The sequence below is a fragment of the Haemophilus sp. THUN1692 genome, assembly GCF_059704395.1.
Window position 1 is genome coordinate 1,737,626 of the sequence record NZ_AP046579.1, and the last position, 23,686, is coordinate 1,761,311.

16 protein-coding genes, 6 tRNA genes and 3 rRNA genes are annotated in these 23,686 nt (G+C 40.3%); 21 read left to right on the forward strand and 4 right to left on the reverse strand.

Features of this window, described 5'->3' with window-relative positions:
* Positions 1-116: 116 nt before the first annotated feature.
* Together AC6H0A_RS08725 and AC6H0A_RS08730 are read left to right on the forward strand one after the other, a co-directional pair.
* A complete protein-coding gene (locus AC6H0A_RS08725; protein WP_005639866.1) occupies positions 117-1,862 on the forward strand; it encodes an ABC transporter ATP-binding protein/permease in 1,746 nt (581 codons plus the stop codon).
* Entirely contained in the window at positions 1,855-3,513 is a 1,659-nt protein-coding gene (locus AC6H0A_RS08730) for an ABC transporter ATP-binding protein (protein ID WP_005639869.1), read from the forward strand. Before AC6H0A_RS08725 ends, AC6H0A_RS08730 begins: the two co-directional genes overlap by 8 nt.
* A gap of 388 nt (positions 3,514-3,901) precedes the next feature.
* Here AC6H0A_RS08730 and coaA read toward each other — a convergent pair whose 3' ends face one another.
* Positions 3,902-4,837: a type I pantothenate kinase gene (gene coaA, locus AC6H0A_RS08735; RefSeq protein WP_005643885.1), complete on the reverse strand. Its 936-nt coding sequence runs from the start codon at positions 4,835-4,837 to the stop codon at positions 3,902-3,904.
* 214 nt (positions 4,838-5,051) lie between these two features.
* Here coaA and AC6H0A_RS08740 point away from each other — a divergent pair.
* The 10 genes from AC6H0A_RS08740 (at position 5,052) to nusG (ending at position 11,327) form a co-directional block, all read left to right on the forward strand.
* Positions 5,052-5,127, forward strand: a tRNA-Thr gene (locus AC6H0A_RS08740).
* Between the two features lie 30 nt (positions 5,128-5,157).
* Positions 5,158-5,242: transfer RNA gene (locus tag AC6H0A_RS08745), tRNA-Tyr, on the forward strand.
* Positions 5,243-5,284: 42 nt separating this feature from the next.
* Positions 5,285-5,359: transfer RNA gene (locus AC6H0A_RS08750), tRNA-Gly, on the forward strand.
* 3 nt (positions 5,360-5,362) lie between these two features.
* Positions 5,363-5,438: transfer RNA gene (locus tag AC6H0A_RS08755), tRNA-Thr, on the forward strand.
* 101 nt (positions 5,439-5,539) lie between these two features.
* Positions 5,540-6,724 carry an elongation factor Tu gene (gene tuf, locus AC6H0A_RS08760; protein ID WP_005635637.1) on the forward strand — a complete coding sequence of 395 codons (1,185 nt, stop codon included), beginning with the start codon at positions 5,540-5,542 and terminating at the stop codon, positions 6,722-6,724.
* Positions 6,725-6,955: 231 nt separating this feature from the next.
* The gene (gene tig / locus AC6H0A_RS08765) at positions 6,956-8,254 is read left to right on the forward strand and encodes a trigger factor (protein ID WP_005643870.1); all 1,299 of its coding nucleotides are present in this window, start codon (positions 6,956-6,958) and stop codon (positions 8,252-8,254) included.
* A 96-nt stretch (positions 8,255-8,350) separates the two neighbouring features.
* Positions 8,351-8,962 (forward strand): ATP-dependent Clp endopeptidase proteolytic subunit ClpP, encoded by a 612-nt coding sequence (clpP, locus tag AC6H0A_RS08770; protein WP_256867592.1) that lies wholly within the window; start codon positions 8,351-8,353, stop codon positions 8,960-8,962.
* Between the two features lie 8 nt (positions 8,963-8,970).
* Positions 8,971-10,212, forward strand: a complete 1,242-nt coding sequence (gene clpX / locus AC6H0A_RS08775) for an ATP-dependent protease ATP-binding subunit ClpX (RefSeq protein WP_497512624.1) — start codon at positions 8,971-8,973, stop codon at positions 10,210-10,212.
* A 139-nt stretch (positions 10,213-10,351) separates the two neighbouring features.
* Entirely contained in the window at positions 10,352-10,768 is a 417-nt protein-coding gene (secE, locus tag AC6H0A_RS08780; RefSeq protein ID WP_005643876.1) for a preprotein translocase subunit SecE, read from the forward strand.
* A 1-nt stretch (position 10,769) separates the two neighbouring features.
* Positions 10,770-11,327, forward strand: coding sequence for a transcription termination/antitermination protein NusG (gene nusG, locus AC6H0A_RS08785; protein ID WP_005643877.1), 558 nt, complete (start codon positions 10,770-10,772; stop codon positions 11,325-11,327).
* A 190-nt stretch (positions 11,328-11,517) separates the two neighbouring features.
* Here nusG and AC6H0A_RS08790 read toward each other — a convergent pair whose 3' ends face one another.
* The 3 genes from AC6H0A_RS08790 to metN are packed head-to-tail and all read right to left on the reverse strand — an operon-like array spanning position 11,518 to position 14,100.
* A complete protein-coding gene (locus AC6H0A_RS08790) occupies positions 11,518-12,345 on the reverse strand; it encodes a MetQ/NlpA family lipoprotein (protein ID WP_179231040.1) in 828 nt (275 codons plus the stop codon).
* A gap of 38 nt (positions 12,346-12,383) precedes the next feature.
* Entirely contained in the window at positions 12,384-13,073 is a 690-nt protein-coding gene (locus AC6H0A_RS08795) for a methionine ABC transporter permease (protein ID WP_005643879.1), read from the reverse strand.
* Positions 13,063-14,100, reverse strand: coding sequence for a methionine ABC transporter ATP-binding protein MetN (gene metN, locus AC6H0A_RS08800; RefSeq protein WP_005643880.1), 1,038 nt, complete (start codon positions 14,098-14,100; stop codon positions 13,063-13,065). The genes AC6H0A_RS08795 and metN overlap by 11 nt, the downstream gene beginning before the upstream one ends.
* A gap of 175 nt (positions 14,101-14,275) precedes the next feature.
* On the opposite strand from metN, the gene gmhB reads away from it, so the two are divergent.
* From gmhB to rsmB, 9 genes are all read left to right on the forward strand, one after another.
* Positions 14,276-14,830, forward strand: a complete 555-nt coding sequence (gene gmhB, locus AC6H0A_RS08805) for a D-glycero-beta-D-manno-heptose 1,7-bisphosphate 7-phosphatase (RefSeq protein ID WP_044233327.1) — start codon at positions 14,276-14,278, stop codon at positions 14,828-14,830.
* Between the two features lie 340 nt (positions 14,831-15,170).
* Positions 15,171-16,710 (forward strand): 16S ribosomal RNA (locus AC6H0A_RS08810).
* Positions 16,711-16,792: 82 nt separating this feature from the next.
* A tRNA-Ile gene (locus AC6H0A_RS08815) sits at positions 16,793-16,869 on the forward strand.
* Positions 16,870-16,922: 53 nt separating this feature from the next.
* A tRNA-Ala gene (locus AC6H0A_RS08820) sits at positions 16,923-16,998 on the forward strand.
* Between the two features lie 364 nt (positions 16,999-17,362).
* A 23S ribosomal RNA gene (locus AC6H0A_RS08825) occupies positions 17,363-20,259 on the forward strand.
* A gap of 182 nt (positions 20,260-20,441) precedes the next feature.
* A 5S ribosomal RNA gene (gene rrf, locus AC6H0A_RS08830) occupies positions 20,442-20,557 on the forward strand.
* Together the 16S, 23S and 5S rRNA genes with 2 tRNA genes alongside form the textbook arrangement of a ribosomal RNA operon.
* A gap of 235 nt (positions 20,558-20,792) precedes the next feature.
* Positions 20,793-21,302 carry a peptide deformylase gene (gene def / locus AC6H0A_RS08835; RefSeq protein WP_005639430.1) on the forward strand — a complete coding sequence of 170 codons (510 nt, stop codon included), beginning with the start codon at positions 20,793-20,795 and terminating at the stop codon, positions 21,300-21,302.
* 75 nt (positions 21,303-21,377) lie between these two features.
* Positions 21,378-22,334 carry a methionyl-tRNA formyltransferase gene (gene fmt / locus AC6H0A_RS08840; RefSeq protein ID WP_005639428.1) on the forward strand — a complete coding sequence of 319 codons (957 nt, stop codon included), beginning with the start codon at positions 21,378-21,380 and terminating at the stop codon, positions 22,332-22,334.
* Positions 22,334-23,686, forward strand: coding sequence for a 16S rRNA (cytosine(967)-C(5))-methyltransferase RsmB (rsmB, locus tag AC6H0A_RS08845; RefSeq protein ID WP_005639426.1), 1,353 nt, complete (start codon positions 22,334-22,336; stop codon positions 23,684-23,686). The genes fmt and rsmB overlap by 1 nt, the downstream gene beginning before the upstream one ends.

Below are 23,686 nucleotides of genomic sequence, written 5' to 3' on the forward strand. Positions count from 1 at the left end.
TCTATAATGCAAGCCATCGATTGTTCATGTTAGAAAGCATGTGCAATCGTTTTAAATTTCACTATTAAATGAAAAGTGCGCATTGATTGCGTACTTCTTTTTTAGGAGCAATCATTATGATGATAGATAAACGCCTAATTAACACGGTGGTCGATAGTAAAAAATGGATTGGTGTCACGGTGTTGTGGAATTGGGTGGCGTTAGTTGGCGGGATTATTAGTGCCGTCGTGTTTTCTTATATTTTACAGGCCGCTTATTTTAAAGAGTTGACGATGTCAAGTGCGGTGGGTTTAGGTGTGATTTTAATTGTGGCATTGGCACTACGTGCTTTTGCGGGTAAAAAATCAGTGCAGGCGTCTTATTTTGCCAGCACAAAAGTGAAGCATGAATTGCGTAGCCTTATTTATCGTAAATTGGCTTCTATGCCGCTTAATCAAGTGAATCAACAATCTACTTCAAGCATTATCCAAGTGGCATCAGAAGGTGTAGAACAGCTTGAAATCTACTTTGGGCGTTATTTGCCACAGCTTTTTTATAGCTTGCTTGCACCGCTTACACTCTTTGCTTTCCTGATCTTTTTCAGTTTTAAAACAGCTATTATTTTATTAATTTGCGTGCCGCTTATCCCTATGTCGATTATTGCGGTGAATAAAATTGCGAAAAAACTCTTGGCAAAATATTGGTCGATTTATGTGGGATTAGGCAGCAGCTTTTTAGATAACTTACAGGGTTTAATTACGCTAAAAATCTATCAAGATGATGCTTATAAAGCGAAAGCGATGGATAAAGAGGCTGAGCATTTCCGCAAAATTACCATGAAAGTGCTTACTATGCAGCTTAACTCGGTTTCACTGATGGATTTACTCGCTTATGGCGGCGCGACAATCGGGATTTTAACTGCATTATTGCAATTCCAAGATGCACAACTCAGCGTGTTAGGCGTGATTTTATTTATTCTACTTTCCTCCGAGTTCTTTATTCCGCTTCGTTTGCTTGGTTCATTCTTCCATGTTGCGATGAATGGTAAAGCGGCTTCAGATAAGATCTTCACATTGCTTGATACACCAGTGGAAACACAACAAAGTGCGGTAAATTTTGAAGCCAAAAATAACGTTCAAGTGGAAATTAAAGATCTACATTTTGCGTATTCTGCAGAAAAACTGGCAATTCAAGGTTTAACTTTAACTATTCAACCAAACCAACTTTCTGTGTTTGTGGGTAAAAGTGGTTGCGGTAAATCAACCTTAGTTTCGTTGTTGATGGGCTTTAATCAAGTGCAACAAGGTGAGATTTTGTTTAATGGACAAAATGCCTCTGAAATAGACCGCACTTCTTTCTATCAAAAAGTATCGTTGGTGAGCCATAGCAGCTACGTGTTTAAAGGCTCGCTGCGTGAAAATATGACGATGGCGAAAATTGATGCCACAGATGAACAAATTTATGCGTGTTTAGAACAAGTGAATCTTGCCCAATTTGTACGCGAAAATGGCGGCTTAGATATGCAATTATTAAGCCGTGGCGCAAATTTATCGGGTGGTCAGATTCAACGTTTAGCCTTAGCGCGTGCTTTATTACACAATGCCGAACTTTATATTTTTGATGAAGCGACCAGTAACATTGATGTGGAAAGCGAAGAGATTATTTTGCAGTTCATTCAACAATTTAAACAACAAAAAACCATTGTGATGATTTCTCACCGCTTGGCAAATGCGGTAAATGCGGACTGTATTAACGTACTTGACCAAGGCAAATTGATTGAGCAAGGCACACACGAAACCTTAATGGCAAAACAAGGTGCGTATGCTGAAATGTTCCAACAACAAAAAGATTTAGAACAAATTAGAGAGGTGGCAAATGCGTAAAAATGGTTTTGTTGTAATGGGGCATTTGTTGAAATTAGTGACTCCTCTGGCGCACATTATGGCGTTTACCATCACGATGGGAACGCTCGGTTTTCTGGCTGCCATCTTTATTATGGTGCTGGGTGCGATGGGGTTAGTAAATCTTCTTAACTTTGACACTCATTTAAGTTTCTCTGGAATTTTGACCGCACTTATCGTATTGGCGGTGGCTCGTGGCGCATTGCGTTATTTAGAGCAAATGTCAGGGCATTATATTGCTTTTAAATTATTGGCATTATTGCGCGACAAAGTGTTTTCTTCTTTGCGTCGCCTAGCTTTTGTGAAGTTGCAAGATAAACAAGCAGGGCAATTAGTGTCATTAGTCACCAACGATATCGAATTACTTGAAGTATTCTATGCACACACCATTGCACCAATTATGATTGCATTCTTTACCTCTGCGATTTTATTGTTGGTCTTTGCGCATCTTTCTGGTTGGTTTGTAGTTGTCGCGTTAGCCGCTTATTTAACGGTGGGAGTGATTCTACCGATTATTACCACCAAATTGGCGCGTGAAGATGGCAGACGCTATCGTGAATTAGTAGGCGAAATGAATGACTTCTTCCTCGATAGCGTGCGTGGTATGAAAGAAATTCAGCTTTTTGGTTATGCAAAACAACGCTTAGCAGAAATCCAACAACGCAGCCAAAAAATCGATACGGCTTTTGAGCGCATCAAAGATCAAGAAGCGAAAGTACGCGTTTACACTGAAGTGGCAGTATCTGTTTTCAACATTATTATGCTATTTATTGGCTTAATTTTATTTAGCTTAGATAAAATTAATTTCTCTGCCTTTTTAATTGGCGTGATTTTATTAATGTCGAGCTACGGTCCAGTTATTGCGTTAAGTAACCTTTCAAGCAACTTGTTACAAACCTTGGCTTCTGGTGAGCGTGTATTGAGCTTGCTAGCAGAAGAGCCCGAATTAAAAGATGTAGAAAGTGCGGTCGATTTGAAAGAGGTTTCTCGTATTGATGTTGAGAATGTAAGTTTTGCCTATGGTGAAGAACAAATTTTATCGGATGTCAGCTTGTCAGTAAAAAAAGGTGAAATCTTAGGTATTCACGGCAGAAGTGGCAGTGGTAAAAGTACACTGTTAAAACTACTAATGCGTTTTTACGATCCTAAATTAGGTAGCATTAAAATTAACGGTGAAACCTTACCGAACATCAACACCCGTAGTTTGCGTGACAATATGGCGTACATTACCCAGCAAACCTACATTTTCAACGAAACTATAGAGGAAAATATTCGCCTTGCACGCCGTGATGCAACATTAGAAGAAATTATGGAAGCCGCGAAGAAAGCGTCAATTCATGATTTCATTTTAAGCTTGCCACAAGGTTATCAAACAAAAATGACGGAATTGGGTGGTAATCTCTCTGATGGTGAAAAACAACGTATTGGAATTGCTCGTGCATTCTTGCACAATGCACCGATTATTTTACTTGATGAACCGACCAGTAATTTGGATAGCTTAAACGAAGCGATGATTTTGAAATCATTGTTGAACGTGAAAGCAGAAAAATTGATTATTCTCGTGAGTCATCGCCAATCCACTATGGCTATTTGTGATCAGGTGATTGGCATTGAGAATGGTAGAATGTCCTAAACTAAGACAACAAAAAATCGCACTGTTACAGGTGCGATTTTTTGTTAGAAGAGGCTGATATTTTAAATAGCTGAATATTGCTATTGATATTAACTTTTTGGGGAATTATGTTTGAACTATTGTTAGGTAACAAAAAAGAACAAAACATAAATCCCGTGGGAACATTTTACATTTAGTCTAAGATAGCTAGCTTATCGTCGAATCCTTGCTGAATCAAAGTATGTCTAAGAAGGAAACTGTTTGGATAATGCAGCAATGGTACGTTTCCTTGGACAATAAAAATATAGGCTGGAATTTAACTAATATTAAAAGGACTGTCTTCAAAACAATATTGTCATCCGTCCTTTAGTAAATAGTGTAGACTTTTTATTTTTACCGCACTTTTAATCTATTTTCTCAACTTAACTAACTCTACCTGATGGTTTTCACCTTTTGTTAGAATTAAATTTGCTCGCTCACGGGTTGGAAGAATGTTTTGATTGAGATTTAACCCGTTAATTTCATCCCAAATTTTACTTGCCGTCGCAATTGCCTCTTCTTTTGATAAACTTGCGTAATGTTTAAAGTAAGAATTAGGATCATTAAATGCACTTTCTCGGAATTTTAAAAAGCGTTTGATGTACCATTCTTTCAATAATTTTTCTTCTGCATCGACATAAATAGAGAAATCAACAAAATCCGATACAAAGGTTTGATTGGTTTTGTTATTGCCTGTTTGAAGAACATTTAATCCTTCTAAAATGAGAATATCGGGTTTATCTACCACATCAAATTCATCGGGAATAATATCGTATGTTAAATGAGAGTAGATTGGTGCTGTAACATTGCTTTTACCTGATTTTACATCTGCTAAAAAGCGAATGAGTTTAGGTGTGTCATAAGAAACGGGAAAACCTTTCTTTTGTAAAAGATTATCTTGTTTAAGCTTGTCTAATGGATAAAGAAACCCATCTGTTGTGATGAGATCAACCTTTCTTTCAGTTGGCCAATGAGAAAGTAGAGATTGTAGAATACGTGCAGAAGTGCTTTTCCCCACGGCAACACTGCCAGCAATACTAATTATGTAAGGTGTTTTGGCATTATTTCTGCCTAAAAAACGATGTAGTACCGTTTGGCGATGTAAATTTTCATCAATGTAATAGTTAATAAGACGAGTTAACGGTAGGTAAATCGTACTTACTTCATCTAATGAAAGGTCTTCATTAAAACCCAAAAGTGGTTTGAGATCCTGTTCTGTCAATTTTAATGGAACGGATTTACGTAATTCCGCCCATTGTTCACGATTAAAGCTTAAAAAAGGTGTTTGCTGAGTTGAAAATTCCACAATAATTTTATTTGATAGCTAAATAAACGAAGAAAAATATACTCTATAACCGCCATGTTCGCATTTATTTTTCAGTAAATTTAATAAAATTTGGTTAAAAATTCACATTTTTGCTTGTGATTTAAACGAACACGCAAAAAAAATAATTTTTTTAGAAAAAAAACTTGTCACGAAAAGTTTTTTCCATATAATACGCCTCACTTGCTTACGACACGCCGACTTAGCTCAGTAGGTAGAGCAACTGACTTGTAATCAGTAGGTCATCAGTTCGATTCCGATAGTCGGCACCATTCTTTCGTACACAAGTATTCATTTAGCGTGGAGGGGTTCCCGAGCGGCCAAAGGGGGCAGACTGTAAATCTGTTGGCTCAGCCTTCGAAGGTTCGAATCCTTCTCCCTCCACCATCTTTTAGATGAATCCTGATGGGACAGACGAATTTAGGACTTGCGGGCATCGTATAATGGCTATTACCTTAGCCTTCCAAGCTAATGATGCGGGTTCGATTCCCGCTGCCCGCTCCAAACGCTGATATAGCTCAGTTGGTAGAGCGCACCCTTGGTAAGGGTGAGGTCGGCGGTTCAAATCCGCCTATCAGCACCATCCTTCAATTCTCTTTCCTTCATTTAGAATAAACAATTTTATTGGTTAATGTGGTTTTATTTACCCATCGATAACCGTGTCTATTTAGAGGGACTCTTTAAATGTCTAAAGAAAAATTTGAACGTACAAAACCGCACGTAAACGTGGGTACAATCGGCCACGTTGACCACGGTAAAACAACTTTAACAGCAGCAATCACAACCGTATTAGCAAAACACTACGGTGGTGCAGCTCGTGCATTCGACCAAATTGATAACGCACCAGAAGAAAAAGCGCGTGGTATCACCATCAACACCTCACACGTTGAATACGATACTCCAACTCGCCACTACGCACACGTTGACTGCCCAGGACACGCGGACTATGTTAAAAACATGATTACTGGTGCGGCACAAATGGATGGTGCTATCTTAGTAGTAGCAGCAACTGATGGTCCTATGCCACAAACTCGTGAGCACATCTTATTAGGTCGCCAAGTAGGTGTTCCATACATCATCGTATTCTTAAACAAATGCGACATGGTAGATGACGAAGAGTTATTAGAATTAGTAGAAATGGAAGTTCGTGAACTTCTTTCTCAATATGACTTCCCAGGTGACGATACTCCAATCGTACGTGGTTCTGCATTACAAGCATTAAACGGCGTAGCAGAATGGGAAGAAAAAATTCTTGAGTTAGCAAACCACTTAGATACTTACATCCCAGAGCCAGAGCGTGCGATTGACCAACCGTTCCTTCTTCCAATCGAAGATGTGTTCTCAATCTCAGGTCGTGGTACCGTAGTAACTGGTCGTGTTGAGCGTGGTATCATCCGTACTGGTGATGAAGTTGAAATCGTAGGTATCAAACCAACAGCGAAAACAACTGTAACTGGTGTTGAAATGTTCCGTAAATTACTTGACGAAGGTCGTGCAGGTGAGAACATCGGTGCATTATTACGTGGTACAAAACGTGAAGAAATCGAACGTGGTCAAGTATTAGCGAAACCAGGTTCAATCACTCCACACACTGATTTCGAATCAGAAGTTTACGTATTATCAAAAGATGAAGGTGGTCGTCACACTCCATTCTTCAAAGGTTACCGTCCACAATTCTATTTCCGTACAACTGACGTAACTGGTACAATCGAATTACCAGAAGGCGTGGAAATGGTAATGCCTGGTGATAACATCAAAATGACAGTAAGCTTAATCCACCCAATCGCGATGGACCAAGGTTTACGTTTCGCAATCCGTGAAGGTGGCCGTACAGTAGGTGCTGGCGTTGTTGCGAAAATCATCAAATAATTGATGTATTCTTGAATGTCTTAAGGACATAGAGAAGACAAAAGAAAGTGCGGGGAAAGTTCTTCGCACTTTTTGTTTATAGGTGATATTTGAAAGTTATCAAAATGTGATTTTTTAATCAGTATTTTATCGACTGGTTACATTTCTTTCGTTATAATTGAACGTCTTATTTTATTTAACAAACGTGTTCGGTGTGGATTTTTACCGAGTGCAAATTAATTGAGGTAACAAATGTCATTAAATATTGAAACAACTCAAGGTTTAGAACGCCGTGTAGCGATCACCGTTCCAGCTGAAACTGTATCTAAAGCAGTTCGTGAAGAATTTAAACGTGCATCAAAAAATGTGCGTGTAGATGGTTTCCGTAAAGGTCATGTTCCTGCACACATCATCGAGCAACGCTTCGGTGCATCAATCCGTCAAGATGTATTAAACGATTTATTACCACGTCATTTTTTTGATGCCGTGATTGCAGAAAAGATTAATATTGCTGGTCGTCCAACTTTTGGTATTGAAACTTTTGAAGAAGGTAAAGATCTAGTTTTTATCGCAACTTTTGAAGTTTATCCAGAAGTTAAATTACAAGGTTTAGAGAATATTAAAGTTGAAAAACCAACTGTTGAAATCACAGAAGCTGATATTGATAAAATGGTTGATGTGTTACGTAAACAACAAGCAACTTGGGCAGAAACCGACTCTGCTGCAAAAGCAGATGATCGCGTAACTATTGATTTTGTTGGCTCTGTAGATGGCGAAGAGTTTGAAGGCGGTAAAGCATCTGACTTCGTATTATTTATGGGACAAGGTCGTATGATTCCTGGTTTTGAAGATGGTATCGTAGGCCATAAAGCAGGTGAGCAATTTGATATTAATGTAACTTTTCCAACTGAATACCATGCTGAAAACTTAAAAGGTAAAGCGGCAAAATTTGCAATCACCTTGAAAAAAGTGGAAAACATGGTGTTACCTGAGTTAACAGATGAGTTTGTTGCTAAGTTCGGTCCGAATACTAAATCTGTTGCAGATTTACGTGTAGAAATTCGTAAGAATATGGAACGTGAATTGAAAAATGCATTAGTTTCACGTGTTAAACAACAAGTAATCAATGGGTTAATTGAACAAAATCTAATTGAAGTTCCAGCTTCTGCTGTAGAAGAAGAAATTAATGTATTACGCAATCAAGCGGCTCAACGTTTTGGTGGCAATGCACAACAAGCTGCACAGTTACCACGTGAATTATTTGAAGCGGAAGCAACTCGTCGTGTTCAAGTAGGTTTATTATTCTCTGAAGTGATTAAATCTAATGAATTAAAAGCTGATGAAGAACGCGCTAAAGCAATGATTGCAGATATTGCATCAGCTTACGAGCAACCAGCAGAGGTTGTTGAATACTATAGCAAAAACGAAGAGTTAATGAACAATATTCGTAACGTAGTATTAGAAGAACAAGCAGTGGATGCAGTACTTGCTAAAGCACAAGTGACTGAAAAAGTTTCTTCATTTGATGAAATTATGAATCCACAGGCATAATGATTAATTAATATCGTTATGATTGAATAAAAGTGCGGTCGCTCTTTTTAACAAAAGCGACCGCATTTTTATTTGTAGGTTATTTAGAGTAAAATAATTAGTAATTTTAGAGAAAAAGGTAAGAAAATGAGTGTAATTCCTATGGTTGTTGAACAAACTTCGCGTGGCGAGCGTTCATACGACATTTATTCCCGTTTATTAAAAGAGCGTGTGATCTTCCTAAGTGGTGAAGTGGAAGATCGTATGGCAAATCTTATTGTGGCTCAGCTGCTTTTTTTAGAGTCTGAAGATCCAACTAAAGATATAAATATCTATATCAACTCTCCCGGTGGTTCTGTGACCGCGGGTATGGCTATTTACGATACAATGCAATTTATTAAGCCAGATATTCGTACACTTTGTATCGGTCAGGCATGCTCAATGGGCGCATTCTTGCTTGCTGGCGGAACAGCTGGCAAACGAACTGCGTTACCAAATGCGCGTGTGATGATTCACCAACCGTTGGGCGGTTTCCGTGGTCAAGCATCGGATATTCAAATTCATGCACAAGAGATTTTGAAAATTAAACACACCTTAAACGATCGTCTAGCATTCCATACTGGGCAAAGTATCGAACGAATTGAGAAAGATACAGATCGCGATAACTTTATGTCAGCTGACGAAGCAAAAGCATATGGTTTAGTTGATGAAGTTTTAATTAAACGTTAAGGAAACACATGTCAGACAAAGATAAAGATTTACATTGCTCTTTTTGCGGAAAAGAAAAAGGCGAAGTAGATAAATTAATTGCTGGTACAGACGGCTATATTTGTAATGAGTGTATTGAACTTTGTCATTCAATGCTTGAAGAAAGTAATGATGAGAGTGTAGACGAAAGTGCGGCAGAAAATGAGGAGAAATTACCAACTCCTCACGAAATTCGTGCTCATCTAGATGATTATGTTATTGGCCAAGATTATGCGAAAAAAGTGCTTTCTGTCGCAGTTTACAATCATTATAAACGCTTACGAACTAATCATGAAAATAACGATGTTGAGCTCGGTAAAAGTAATATCTTGCTTATTGGACCAACGGGTAGTGGTAAAACATTGCTTGCTCAAACATTAGCTCGTCGCTTAAATGTGCCGTTTGCGATGGCTGACGCGACAACATTGACTGAAGCTGGCTACGTGGGTGAAGATGTAGAAAATGTCCTACAAAAGCTTTTACAAAACTGTGGGTATAATACTGAAAAAGCGGAGCAAGGCATTATCTATATTGATGAAATTGATAAAATTAGCCGTAAATCGGAAGGTGCATCAATTACTCGAGATGTATCTGGCGAAGGTGTACAACAAGCGTTGTTAAAACTCATTGAAGGTACTGTAGCGTCTATTCCACCTCAAGGCGGGCGTAAACATCCGCAGCAAGAAATGGTGAAATTAGATACGTCAAAAATTCTCTTTATCTGTGGTGGTGCATTTGCGGGATTGGATAAAATTATCAGTAAACGTACACAAACAAGTACGAGTATCGGTTTTAGTGCGAAAGTAGAAAAGGATAAAGAAGAAAAGTCTCTTTCTGAATTATTCCGTCAAGTAGAACCAGATGATTTAATGAAGTTTGGTTTGATTCCGGAATTTATTGGGCGTTTACCTATGATTTCTCCACTAAGTGAATTAGATGAAGAAGCCCTTGTGCAAATTCTTACACAGCCTAAAAATGCCTTGACTAAACAATATCAAGCTTTATTTGGACTTGAAAATGTGGAGTTAGAATTCACCCCTGAAGCTTTAAAAGCAATGGCGAAGAAAGCGCTTGAAAGAAAAACAGGCGCGCGTGGGTTACGTTCTATTGTCGAGGCTGTATTGCTTGATACGATGTATGATTTACCATCTATCGAAAATTTACGTAAAGTAGTCGTGGATGAAAGTACCATTGTAGATAATACCGCTCCAAAATTAGAATATCATTCTTAATAGAAAAGTGCGGTTGTTTTTCCTTATGTTTTCTATCTTGCTTGATGATTTTCAATAGGCAAGGCGAAAAGAAAATGCTACAATCGCACATTCTTATAACTTTATTCTTATTTTCCTAAGTAAATAACGGATTCAATTTATGGCAACTGAAATTGTTGATAAAAAGAAAAATGTACCAGAGACGGTGGTAGAAGGTAAATCTAAAGGGTTAAATACCCTTCTTTGGATTTTAGTCGCAGTCTTTTTTGCGGCGGCTGCAATTGGTAATGTTTATTTCCAAAAAGTATATTCATTACCTATTCGTGTAGTAGGTGTCGTCATTGCGTTAGTGATTGCTTTTGCATTTGCAGCAATTACTAATCAAGGTACAAAAGCTCGTACATTCTTTAAAGATTCAAAAATAGAAGTGCAAAAAGTGGTATGGCCAACTCGCCAAGAAGCGCGTCAAACTACATTAATCGTAATTGGGGTAACAATCATTGCATCCTTATTTTTCTGGGCGACAGATTCGATTATTGTCACAGTAATTAATTTCTTAACTGATTTGAGATTCTAAAATGACTGAAGAAACAACTGTATCAAAAAAACGTTGGTATGTACTACAGGCGTTTTCTGGTTTTGAAAGCCGAGTGGCTTTAACTTTGCGTGAATATATTAAACAGCAACAAATGGAAGACCAATTTGGTGAAGTGTTAGTTCCAACTGAAGAAGTCGTTGAGAATGTTGCAGGTAAACGTCGTAAAAGCGAACGTAAGTTTTTCCCTGGTTATGTGCTTGTAGAAATGGAAATGAATGATGAAACATGGCACTTGGTGAAAAGTGTTCCGCGTGTTATGGGATTCATTGGTGGTACACCTGATAAACCTGCGCCAATTTCTAAACGAGAAGCTGATACTATTTTAAATCGATTAGAACAGACTACAGATAAACCACGTCACCGCAATGAGTATCATCCTGGTGAAGAAGTTCGTGTAGCTGAAGGTCCATTTGCAGACTTTAATGGTACAGTAGAAGAAGTGGATTATGAAAAAGGTCGCTTAAAAGTTTCTGTATCAATCTTTGGTCGTGCAACACCAGTTGAACTAGAATTTGCTCAAGTAGAAAAAATACATTAATCCTTGATTAAGGATAATTAAAAAATTACCGCACTTTTATAGTGCGGTTTTTTCATGTTTTGAATTTATTAAGGTATGTATTGCTTGTGTGATCTTTAATTCTAGAAATTAATTGGCCGTAGAGGGAAATAAGATATAAAAAATCCCTTGCAGGCAAGGGATTTAGTAATGCTTTAAAGTGCGGTAGAAATTACCAACCTTTTACAACACCATCTTTAAAGTGTTTTTTAGCTTCTTGGTAAACTTCTTCTGTTTGATAAGATTTTACGAAATCTTGAACAGCTTTGCTGTCTTTGTTATCGGTACGAGAAACGATAATATTCACATATGGAGAATCTTTATCTTCTACAAATACACCGTTATCTTGTGCATTTAAGCCCACTTGACCCGCATAAGTGTTGTTTACTACAGCTAAATCAACATCGTCTAATGCGCGTGCCGCAACAGAAGTATCTACTTCAGTGATGTTTAATTTTTTCGGATTTTCAACAATATCTAATACAGTTGAAAGAAGGTTATTTACATCTTTTAATTTGATTAAACCTTGTTTCTGAAGAAGAATTAATGCGCGGCCACGGTTTGTTGGATCGTTAGGAACAACAACTTTAGCACCTTCTTGTAATTCATTCACATTTTTGATTTTTTTAGAATAACCCGCTAATGGATAGACGAAAGTATTACCCACGATGACTAAGTTATTTAAATTTTTCGCTTTTGCATCTTCATCTAAATAAGGTTTATGTTGCATTGCGTTTGCATCTAAATCGCCTTTAGATACAGCTTCATTTGGTAATGCGTAGTCATTGAATTCAACGAATTGAACGTCTAAACCATATTTTTCTTTGGCGACTTTTGCTGCAATTTCTGCAACTTGGTGCTCAGGTCCAGACATCACACCGACTTTGATTTTAAGTGGTGCAGCTGCAGCTGCAGCTTCAGGTTTTTTATCTTCTTTACAGCCTGTTAAAACGAGAGCTGATGCGATTGCAGTGATTGCAAAAAGTTGTTTTAATTTCATAGGATTTCCTTCCTGTTTAAGTTAAGAGTTGTGTTTAATTAACGATGATCCACTTTTTTAGCCAGTACATCGCCGAGTTTTTGGCTAATCATAACGAATAGCACAATAATAATGGTTGCCACCCAAGTGACATAAGGCATATTGCGATATACGCCGTAGTTGATAGCGAGGCTACCTAAGCCACCGCCGCCTTGCGTCCCCGCCATTGCAGAGTAACCAACTAAAGTGACTAGCGTGAGCGTGATGCCATTAATGAGTGTCGGTAGTGCTTCTGGCAAATAGAATTTACGTACAATTTGCCATTTAGTCGCGCCCATTGCTTGAGCGGCTTCGGTTAAACCATTTGGAATTTCCATTAATGCATTAGCAGTTAAGCGAGCTACGAATGGCATCGCACAAATACTTAATGGAATAATTGCTGCCGTTGTACCTAATACGGTTCCTACGATGAAACGTGTTACAGGTAATAAGATTAAGAGCAAAATAATAAATGGAATAGAGCGCCCGATATTAATAATCGTGTTTAACACAAAATGAGTGCGGTTATTTTGTAAAATCTCATTTTTTCCAGTTAAGAAAGTCCATACACCAACAGGCACGCCGACTACTACGGCAAGTAAAGTAGATGCAAAGCTGAGATAAATCGTTTCATAAGTTGCGGTTGCGACAACACCCCACATCTGAGGTGTTAATTGCTGGCTGAATGTTGCCAAGAAATCATTGAACATAACCAAGCACCTCCACGCGCACGTTGTTTTCCATTAAATAAACTTTGGTTTGCGTAATGGAATCTTCATCGCCTTCTACTTCAGCAATGGTATAACCAAATTTCACGCCTCCAGCATAATCAATTTGTGAGGTTAAGATACTAAGCTCCACGCCAAATTTTTTTGATGCCTGAGAAAGTAACGGTGCATCAACTGAGCGACCCGTAAACTCAAATTTGACAATTGGATACGCTTTGCTATGCTTCGGCGTATCAGTAAGATTTTCCAAATATTCATCAGGTAGACTGATGTGGAAGGTCGAACGAATAAATTCTTGTGCTAATTCTGTTTTAGGATTTGCAAAAATTTCACCGACAGTACCTTGTTCAACGAGGCGACCTTGATCAATGACAGCAACTTGATCACAAATCTGTTTAACAACCTCCATTTCATGGGTAATTAACAAAATCGTAATACCTAAAGTGCGGTTAATTTCTTTTAATAATTTCAGAATAGATTGTGTCGTTGCAGGATCTAATGCGCTAGTGGCTTCATCACATAATAAGACTTTAGGATCGCTGGCTAAGGCGCGTGCAATGGCTACACGTTGTTTTTGCCCACCAGAAAGATTACTTGGGTAAGCATCACGTTTTTCACTTAAACCAACAAGATCTAAAAGTGCGGTAATTTTTTCTTGGATTTTTGTTTTTGGCTCACCTTCCAATTCTAAGGGTAATGCCACGTTTTCAAATACAGTGCGGGAACTTAGTAAATTGAAATGCTGAAAAATCATTCCGATTTGACGACGAGCACGTACTAACTCGCGATCAGAAAGCCCTGTTAATTCTACGCTATCAACAATAACGGAACCACTAGTTGGTTTTTCTAATAAGTTCACACATCGAATTAATGTACTTTTTCCTGCGCCAGATGCACCAATTACGCCACAAATTTGACCTTTTTCGATGTTTAATGAGACATTATCAAGCGCAGTCAATTTCTTGCTAGGCAGCTCAAAAATCTTCGTTATATTGCTTAGCTTAATCATATAAGCCCTTTTTATTTACTGTTTTTAAATCTGTTTCGGTATTCTAGACGTCTAGATTGCTATGTCAATATGTCAAATTATCTTTTTTAGACAGATTGGTTATGAGTTATATTTGCTAATTGCTTGGATTAAATAGATAATTTTCGTCAATTTGATACGTATGAAAGGTAAGAGAATGAATAAGGCTATTTTTTTAGATCGCGATGGCACGTTAAATATTGATTATGGTTATGTACACGAAATTGATAACTTTAAGTTTATTGATGGTGCGATTGATGCATTGCGAGAATTAAAGAAAATGGGATATATGTTGGTGTTGGTTACCAATCAATCTGGAATTGCGCGTGGTTATTTTTCTGAGGAGCAGTTTTTACAGTTAACAGAATGGATGGATTGGTCATTGGCTGAACAAGATGTGGATTTGGATGGTATTTATTATTGCCCACATCATCCCGAGGGAAAAGGTGAGTATAAAGAAGACTGTGATTGCAGGAAACCCAAACCTGGTATGCTACTGCAAGCGATCAAGGAATTAAAGATCGATCCTACGCAATCTATTATGGTTGGAGATAAAGTTGAAGATCTAAAAGCGGGAATTGGCGCGAAGGTGAAAATGAACGTATTAGTTCGTACAGGTAAAACAGTAACAGAGGAAGGCGAGAGAGTAGCGGATTATGTGTTAGATTCTATCGTTGAGCTTCCGAGAATTTTAAAACGATTAAAAAAATAGCTCAAAATATCTATATTTTGCTCTAATCGCTTGTGCTTTAATCAAAAGATCATTTTTTTAAATATTTTTACAAAAAAGTACTTGCAAGGGATTTGAAAATCCCTATAATGCACCGCACACAACGACGCACTGTTGTGAAGTATTTAAGTTTACAAGTGCGTCGTTGTTTTTTGCTCTTTAACAATGTATCAGACAATCTGTGTGGGCACTTGTTGATTGACTTGTTTTAAAAATATTTTTTAATTTTGAAGTCTTAATAGGTGCTTAACTGAAAATTCATAATTACTTTTTAAGTAGTATTTTTATTTATAGCTAAGCAATATATTGAGCGATTGAACTTGAATTGAAGAGTTTGATCATGGCTCAGATTGAACGCTGGCGGCAGGCTTAACACATGCAAGTCGAACGGTAGCAGGAGGAAGCTTGCTTTCTTGCTGACGAGTGGCGGACGGGTGAGTAATGCTTGGGAATCTGGCTTATGGAGGGGGATAACTACGGGAAACTGTAGCTAATACCGCGTAATATCGAAAGATTAAAGTGTGGGACCTTCGGGCCACATGCCATAAGATGAGCCCAAGTGGGATTAGGTAGTTGGTGAGGTAAAGGCTCACCAAGCCTGCGATCTCTAGCTGGTCTGAGAGGATGGCCAGCCACACTGGAACTGAGACACGGTCCAGACTCCTACGGGAGGCAGCAGTGGGGAATATTGCGCAATGGGGGGAACCCTGACGCAGCCATGCCGCGTGAATGAAGAAGGCCTTCGGGTTGTAAAGTTCTTTCGGTATTGAGGAAGGGATGTGTGCTAATAGTACACGTCATTGACGTTAAATACAGAAGAAGCACCGGCTAACTCCGTGCCAGCAGCCGCGGTAATACGGAGGGTGCGAGCGTTAATCGGAATAACTGGGCGTAAAGGGCACGCAGGCGGTTATTTAAGTGAGGTGTGAAAGCCCTGGGCTTAACCTGGGAATTGCATTTCAGACTGGGTAACTAGAGTACTTTAGGGAGGGGTAGAATTCCACGTGTAGCGGTGAAATGCGTAGAGATGTGGAGGAATACCGAAGGCGAAGGCAGCCCCTTGGGAATGTACTGACGCTCATGTGCGAAAGCGTGGGGAGCAAACAGGATTAGATACCCTGGTAGTCCACGCTGTAAACGCTGTCGATTTGGGGATTGGGCTTAGAGCTTGGTGCCCGTAGCTAACGTGATAAATCGACCGCCTGGGGAGTACGGCCGCAAGGTTAAAACTCAAATGAATTGACGGGGGCCCGCACAAGCGGTGGAGCATGTGGTTTAATTCGATGCAACGCGAAGAACCTTACCTACTCTTGACATCCATGGAATCCTGTAGAGATACGGGAGTGCCTTCGGGAACCATGAGACAGGTGCTGCATGGCTGTCGTCAGCTCGTGTTGTGAAATGTTGGGTTAAGTCCCGCAACGAGCGCAACCCTTATCCTTTGTTGCCAGCGATTCGGTCGGGAACTCAAAGGAGACTGCCAGTGATAAACTGGAGGAAGGTGGGGATGACGTCAAGTCATCATGGCCCTTACGAGTAGGGCTACACACGTGCTACAATGGCGTATACAGAGGGTGGCGAAACTGCGAGGTGGAGCGAATCTCAGAAAGTACGTCTAAGTCCGGATTGGAGTCTGCAACTCGACTCCATGAAGTCGGAATCGCTAGTAATCGCGAATCAGAATGTCGCGGTGAATACGTTCCCGGGCCTTGTACACACCGCCCGTCACACCATGGGAGTGGGTTGTACCAGAAGTAGATAGCTTAACCTTCGGGAGGGCGTTTACCACGGTATGATTCATGACTGGGGTGAAGTCGTAACAAGGTAACCGTAGGGGAACCTGCGGTTGGATCACCTCCTTACCCAAGACGAGAGACAGCGAGTGCTCACACAGATTGATTGATATATTGTAGACAATATCGAGCAGAAAGCCGTTATTCCCTTGGGTCTGTAGCTCAGGTGGTTAGAGCGCACCCCTGATAAGGGTGAGGTCGGTGGTTCAAGTCCACTCAGACCCACCACTCAAACTGAGTGAGTGATGAAGGTGAATAAGGTAATAAATAAACGATGACATGGGGATATAGCTCAGCTGGGAGAGCGCCTGCCTTGCACGCAGGAGGTCAGCGGTTCGATCCCGCTTATCTCCACCACTTATCATCGTTAAGTAAATTAAGAGAGAATAGAGAAGAAAGTCATGAGCACTAGTTTAAACTAATATAGTGTTTAAGATTTTATTGATATTCATTTAGTTTATTTAGCGATGATAACTGAAAGGTTTTATCAACTGTTCTTTAAAAAATTGGAAACAAGCTGAAAACAAGAGATTTTCGAGAGAAAGTCTGAGTAGGCAAGGCAGTAAACAGTAAACTGAAAAGAAAACTGAAATAAAACTGTTTTGCATAAAATCTTGATTGAACAAAAGCAATCAAGTGTTTAGTTGAATGAAAATACGCATCAAATTGACCGCACTTTCAAGTGAAAACTTAAAGTGGTTGAAAGCATTTGAGGTTGTATAGTTAAGTGACTAAGCGTACAAGGTGGATGCCTTGGCAATCAGAGGCGAAGAAGGACGTGCTAATCTGCGAAAAGCTTGGATGAGTCGATAAGAGGCGTTTAATCCAAGATATCCGAATGGGGAAACCCAGTAGATGAAGAATCTACTATCACTAACTGAATCCATAGGTAAGTGAGGCAAACCGGGAGAACTGAAACATCTAAGTACCCCGAGGAAAAGAAATCAACCGAGATTTCGTCAGTAGCGGCGAGCGAAAGCGAAAGAGCCAGTTAATGATAGCAGCAGAGATAGAGGAATAAGCTGGGAAGCTTAGCGACACAGGGTGATAGCCCCGTACTCGACATCCAGGCTGTGGTACTAAGTTAACGAGAAGTAGGGCGGGACACGTGATATCCTGTTTGAAGATGGGGGGACCATCCTCCAAGGCTAAATACTCCTGATTGACCGATAGTGAACCAGTACTGTGAAGGAAAGGCGAAAAGAACCCCGGTGAGGGGAGTGAAATAGAACCTGAAACCTTGTACGTACAAGCAGTGGGAGCCTGAAAGGGTGACTGCGTACCTTTTGTATAATGGGTCAGCGACTTATATTTTGTAGCGAGGTTAACCGAATAGGGGAGCCGAAGGGAAACCGAGTCTTAACTGGGCGTCTAGTTGCAAGGTATAGACCCGAAACCCGGTGATCTAGCCATGGGCAGGTTGAAGGTTGGGTAACACTAACTGGAGGACCGAACCGACTAATGTTGAAAAATTAGCGGATGACTTGTGGCTGGGGGTGAAAGGCCAATCAAACCGGGAGATAGCTGGTTCTCCCCGAAATCTATTTAGGTAGAGCCTTGAGCGGACACCTTTGGGGGTAGAGCACTGTTTCGGCTAGGGGTCCATCCCGGATTACCAACCCGATGCAAACTACGAATACCAAAGAGTGATACTCAGGAGACACACGGCGGGTGCTAACGTCCGTCGTGGAGAGGGAAACAACCCAGACCGCCAGCTAAGGTCCCAAAGTCTATATTAAGTGGGAAACGAAGTGGGAAGGCTTAGACAGCTAGGATGTTGGCTTAGAAGCAGCCATCATTTAAAGAAAGCGTAATAGCTCACTAGTCGAGTCGGCCTGCGCGGAAGATGTAACGGGGCTGAAATATAGCACCGAAGCTGCGGCATCAGACGAAAGTCTGTTGGGTAGGGGAGCGTTGTGTAAGCGGAAGAAGGTGTGTTGAGAAGCATGCTGGACGTATCACAAGTGCGAATGCTGACATAAGTAACGATAAAACGGGTGAAAAACCCGTTCGCCGGAAGACCAAGGGTTCCTGTCCAACGTTAATCGGGGCAGGGTGAGTCGGCCCCTAAGGCGAGGCTGAAGAGCGTAGTCGATGGGAAACAGGTTAATATTCCTGTACTTGGTAAAGCTGCGATGTGGGGACGGAGTAGGTTAGGTTATCGCACTGTTGGATATGTGCGTTTAAGTTGGTAGGTGGGAAGTTTAGGCAAATCCGGACTTCCTTAACACTGAGAGATGATGACGAGGCTCTACGGAGCTGAAGTAACTGATACCACACTTCCAGGAAAAGCCACTAAGCGAAAGGCTTTACTAAACCGTACTGAAAACCGACACAGGTGGTCAGGTAGAGAATACTCAGGCGCTTGAGAGAACTCGGGTGAAGGAACTAGGCAAAATAGCACCGTAACTTCGGGAGAAGGTGCGCCGGCGTAGATTGTAGTCCCTCGCGGGCGAAGGTTGAACCGGTCGAAGATACCAGCTGGCTGCAACTGTTTATTAAAAACACAGCACTCTGCAAACACGAAAGTGGACGTATAGGGTGTGATGCCTGCCCGGTGCTGGAAGGTTAATTGATGGTGTAATCGAAAGAGAAGCTCCTGATCGAAGCCCCAGTAAACGGCGGCCGTAACTATAACGGTCCTAAGGTAGCGAAATTCCTTGTCGGGTAAGTTCCGACCTGCACGAATGGCATAATGATGGCCAGGCTGTCTCCACCCGAGACTCAGTGAAATTGAAATCGCCGTGAAGATGCGGTGTACCCGCGGCTAGACGGAAAGACCCCGTGAACCTTTACTATAGCTTGACACTGAACATTGAATTTTGATGTGTAGGATAGGTGGGAGCCTTTGAAGCAGTCACGCCAGTGATTGTGGAGGCGTCCTTGAAATACCACCCTTTAACGTTTGATGTTCTAACGAAGATTACGAAACGTGGTCTCGGACAGTGTCTGGTGGGTAGTTTGACTGGGGCGGTCTCCTCCCAAAGAGTAACGGAGGAGCACGAAGGTTTGCTAATCACGGTCGGACATCGTGAGGTTAGTGCAATGGTATAAGCAAGCTTAACTGCGAGACAGACAAGTCGAGCAGGTACGAAAGTAGGTCATAGTGATCCGGTGGTTCTGAATGGAAGGGCCATCGCTCAACGGATAAAAGGTACTCCGGGGATAACAGGCTGATACCGCCCAAGAGTTCATATCGACGGCGGTGTTTGGCACCTCGATGTCGGCTCATCACATCCTGGGGCTGAAGTAGGTCCCAAGGGTATGGCTGTTCGCCATTTAAAGTGGTACGCGAGCTGGGTTTAGAACGTCGTGAGACAGTTCGGTCCCTATCTGCCGTGGGCGTAGGAGAATTGGTTGGGGCTGCTCCTAGTACGAGAGGACCGGAGTGGACGCACCACTGGTGTTCCGGTTGTGTCGCCAGACGCATTGCCGGGTAGCTAAGTGCGGAAGAGATAAGTGCTGAAAGCATCTAAGCACGAAACTTGCCAAGAGATGAGTTCTCCCAGATTATAAATCTGTAAGGGTTGTTTAAGACTAAGACGTAGATAGGCAGGGTGTGTAAGTGATGTGAGTCATTGAGCTAACCTGTACTAATTGCCCGAGGGACTTAACTATACAACGCTCAAGTGTTTTTGGAAAAGAGCGAAAAAGAGAAGACTAGACAAACAAATTAAATATAGAAGACGTAATAGAAAGAAAATTGAGTTCAGCTTGTGGCCAATAAGAACGAGTGAAAGGTAGAGTAAGAGCTGAGTAGCGAAAGATAAAAGAGAAAAGACGAGTTATCAAAGGATTATCCTGGCGGCAATAGTGCGGTGGAACCACCTGACACCATATCGAACTCAGAAGTGAAACGCTGTAATGCCGATGGTAGTGTGGGGCTTCCCCATGTGAGAGTAGGGCACCGCCAGGTTACCAAATACATAAATAGAATAAAGCAGAGTAGAATAAAAGATAAGAACCCCAGTTGAAAAGCTAGGTTTTTTGTTTTTTTATAATTTATTCATTATTTAAATAAATAAAACTCTAATTTTAATTTTCAATAAGTAAGTGATTTTTCAACTCATATGAAGTCACATATCCTATAAATATTTTATTAGCTGTGCTACAATCTCGCTAAAATTCTACCCTTAAAAACAAGAGAAATTATGACCGCACTTAATGTTTTAATTTATCCTGATGATCACTTAAAGGTTGTCTGTGAGCCTGTTACTGAAGTTAATGATGCAATTCGTAAAATTGTTGATGATATGTTTGATACGATGTATCAAGAGAAAGGTATTGGTTTAGCTGCACCTCAAGTAGATATTTTGCAACGTATTATTACTATTGATGTTGAAGGTGATAAACAAAATCAGATTGTCTTGATTAATCCTGAAATTTTAGTTTCTGAAGGTGAAACGGGAATTGAAGAGGGATGCTTATCCATTCCAGGGTTCCGTGCTTTGGTTCCTCGTAAAGAAAAAGTGAAAGTGAGAGCGTTAGATCGTGATGGTAAAGAATTTACTTTAGATGCGGATGGTTTGCTTGCGATCTGTATTCAACACGAGATCGATCATCTTAATGGAATTTTATTTGTTGATTATCTTTCGCCACTTAAACGCCAACGTATTAAAGAAAAATTGGTGAAATATAAAAAACAAATTGCGAAACAATAAGCTTCTGATTCTTAATTAAAGTGCGGTTGATTTTAGCCGCACTTTTTCCTATCAATCACCATAACGTAGAACATTATGAAATCCCTTAATATTATTTTTGCTGGTACACCAGATTTTGCTGCACAGCATTTACAAGCCATTCTAAATTCTCAACATAACGTGATCTCTGTTTATACTCAACCAGATAAACCAGCTGGTCGTGGTAAAAAATTGCAAGCAAGCCCTGTTAAGCAACTTGCTGAGCAAAATAACATTCCCGTTTATCAACCTAAATCCTTACGTAAAGAAGAGGCGCAGTCTGAACTAAAAGCGTTAAATGCAGATGTAATGGTTGTTGTGGCTTATGGATTAATTTTACCGAAAGCTGTATTAGACGCCCCTCGTTTAGGTTGTTTGAATGTGCATGGTTCTATTCTTCCACGTTGGCGAGGAGCTGCACCCATTCAGCGCTCAATTTGGGCTGGTGATGCACAAACTGGCGTAACTATTATGCAAATGGATGAAGGTTTAGATACAGGTGATTTATTACACAAAGTCTATTGTGATATTTTACCGACTGAAACTTCAACAAGTCTTTATAACAAACTGGCAGAGCTTGCTCCATCGGAATTAATCGATGTTTTAGATAATCTTGAAAACGGTAAATTTATAGCCGAAAAACAAGATGACAGTCAAAGCAATTATGCAGAAAAACTTTCTAAAGAAGAGGCTCAATTGGATTGGTCGCTTCCAGCAATGCAACTTGAGCGTAATATCCGCGCCTTTAATCCTTGGCCGATTGCTTATTTTTCAACAGAAGATAAGGATAGCAATGCACAAACTTTAAAAGTGTATCAAGCGGAAGTATTGCCTCATCAAGATAAACCAGCGGGAACTATTTTAAGTGCGGATAAAAATGGCATTCAAATTGCGACTGTCGATGGCGTCTTAAACTTATTGCAATTACAACCTTCAGGTAAAAAGCCTATGTCTGCACAAGATTTATTAAATGGTCGTGCAGAATGGTTTACTATTGGTAAGGTGCTTGCATAATGAAAAAATTCTCTTCTAAAACTATCAAAGCAAAAAACTCAGTAAAAATGACCGCACTTTCGGCCAGAGCTATTGCAGCAAACTTAATTTTGCAAGTATTGGATGAGGGCAAATCCTTGTCAGCGTTAATCCCTGAAGTGCAACTTTCTGTAAAAGCTCAAGATTTGCCTTTACTACAAGAAATTTGTTTTGGCGTGTGTCGCGTATTGCCTCGCTTAGAGCAAATTATCAAACGTCTTGTGGATAAGCCGCTTAAAGGTAAAACTCGCATTGTTCATTGCCTGTTGCTTGTAGGGTTATACCAATTGCTTTACATGCGAGTGCCTGCTCATGCGGCAGTTGATGAAGTTGTGAACGCAACAAAATCATTAAAATCTGATAGTTTTAGAGGATTAGTGAATGCGGTTTTGCGTAGATTTTTACGTGAGCAAGATGAAATTTTGGCAATTATCGATAAAAATTGGCAAACGCTTCACCCTGAATGGTTCGTGAATAAATTAAAAAAAGCCTATCCGAATTGGCGTGAGATCATTGAGGCGAACAATCAGAAACCACCAATGTGGCTACGTGTGAATTCACAAAAAAACACCCTAGAAACTTACCGCACTTTACTTGAAGAACAAGGTATTTCTGCAAAAACAAGTCGCCATCCTAATGCGCTATGTTTAGATATACCGATTGCTGTGCAAAAATTACCGCACTTTGAAGAAGGTGCCGTAACAGTACAAGATTTGAGTGCACAATGGGCGGCAACGTTGCTTGAGCCAAAAAATGAGGAATGGATCCTCGATGCTTGCGCTGCACCGGGCGGTAAGACAACTCATATTTTGGAATTGGCACCTCAAGCTAATGTGATCGCATTAGATGTAGAAGCGCATCGCTTAAAACGAGTAGAAGAAAATCTTGCACGTTTAAATCAGCAAGCGATAGTGGTGTGTGGTGATGCGAGTAAACCTGACGAATGGTTAGCTGAAATTGGTAAAAGTGCGGTGAAATTTGACCGAATTTTACTTGATGCGCCTTGTTCTGCAACAGGAGTGATTCGCCGTCACCCCGATATAAAATGGTTACGTAAAGAAACCGATATCGCTCAGCTTGTTGAACTACAGAAGAAGATTCTGAGTGCACTTTGGGAAAAACTTAAGCCAAACGGTGTTTTGCTTTATGCTACTTGTTCTGTATTGCCAGAAGAAAATTGCGAACAAATCCAAGCATTTTTAAATGCTCACGCGGATGCGGAGTTATTGTCATTACCCTTTGGTGATGATAAAAGTGCGGTGGGTTTTCAATTCATTCCGCAACCAAATAGTGGTGATGGGTTCTATTATGCGAAGTTACGTAAATGTGCTTAG

What these genes read in the sequence shown, in the direction of transcription:
- AC6H0A_RS08725 (WP_005639866.1), top strand. Translation starts at nt 117, where the DNA reads ATGATGATAGATAAACGCCTAATTAACACGGTGGTCGATAGTAAAAAA.
- AC6H0A_RS08730 (WP_005639869.1), top strand. Translation starts at nt 1,855, where the DNA reads ATGCGTAAAAATGGTTTTGTTGTAATGGGGCATTTGTTGAAATTAGTG.
- tuf (WP_005635637.1), top strand. Translation starts at nt 5,540, where the DNA reads ATGTCTAAAGAAAAATTTGAACGTACAAAACCGCACGTAAACGTGGGT.
- tig (WP_005643870.1), top strand. Translation starts at nt 6,956, where the DNA reads ATGTCATTAAATATTGAAACAACTCAAGGTTTAGAACGCCGTGTAGCG.
- clpX (WP_497512624.1), top strand. Translation starts at nt 8,971, where the DNA reads ATGTCAGACAAAGATAAAGATTTACATTGCTCTTTTTGCGGAAAAGAA.
- secE (WP_005643876.1), top strand. Translation starts at nt 10,352, where the DNA reads ATGGCAACTGAAATTGTTGATAAAAAGAAAAATGTACCAGAGACGGTG.
- nusG (WP_005643877.1), top strand. Translation starts at nt 10,770, where the DNA reads ATGACTGAAGAAACAACTGTATCAAAAAAACGTTGGTATGTACTACAG.
- AC6H0A_RS08790 (WP_179231040.1), bottom strand. Translation starts at nt 12,345, where the DNA reads ATGAAATTAAAACAACTTTTTGCAATCACTGCAATCGCATCAGCTCTC.
- AC6H0A_RS08795 (WP_005643879.1), bottom strand. Translation starts at nt 13,073, where the DNA reads ATGTTCAATGATTTCTTGGCAACATTCAGCCAGCAATTAACACCTCAG.
- metN (WP_005643880.1), bottom strand. Translation starts at nt 14,100, where the DNA reads ATGATTAAGCTAAGCAATATAACGAAGATTTTTGAGCTGCCTAGCAAG.
- gmhB (WP_044233327.1), top strand. Translation starts at nt 14,276, where the DNA reads ATGAATAAGGCTATTTTTTTAGATCGCGATGGCACGTTAAATATTGAT.
- def (WP_005639430.1), top strand. Translation starts at nt 20,793, where the DNA reads ATGACCGCACTTAATGTTTTAATTTATCCTGATGATCACTTAAAGGTT.
- fmt (WP_005639428.1), top strand. Translation starts at nt 21,378, where the DNA reads ATGAAATCCCTTAATATTATTTTTGCTGGTACACCAGATTTTGCTGCA.
- rsmB (WP_005639426.1), top strand. Translation starts at nt 22,334, where the DNA reads ATGAAAAAATTCTCTTCTAAAACTATCAAAGCAAAAAACTCAGTAAAA.